Raw genomic sequence first — 255 nt, 5'->3', positions numbered from 1 at the left:
GAAGAAAACAAGGCGCACGGGCTATTAGTACTGGTCAGCTGAGCGCGTCGCCGCGCGTACACCTCCAGCCTATCGACCGGGTTGTCTACCCGGGCCCTTCAGCTCCGAAGAGAGGGAGACCTTATCTCGAGGCAGGCTTCCCGCTTAGATGCTTTCAGCGGTTATCCCTTCCGCACATAGCTACCCTGCTGTGCCACTGGCGTGACAACAGGACCACCAGGGGTGCGTCCATCCCGGTCCTCTCGTACTAGGGAC

1 rRNA gene is annotated in these 255 nt (G+C 60.4%); it reads right to left on the bottom strand.

The features are described 5' to 3' along the window. Positions 1-3: 3 nt before the first annotated feature. A 23S ribosomal RNA gene (locus V6B97_RS17505) occupies positions 4-255 on the bottom strand; the annotation flags it as partial.

Origin of the sequence: Nitratidesulfovibrio sp. 1201_IL3209 (assembly GCF_036763125.1) — a bacterium.
Taxonomy (GTDB): Bacteria; Desulfobacterota; Desulfovibrionia; order Desulfovibrionales; family Desulfovibrionaceae; genus Cupidesulfovibrio.
The sequence above is the reverse complement of the archived record's forward strand: the minus strand, read 5'-3'. Positions and strand labels throughout refer to the sequence as shown.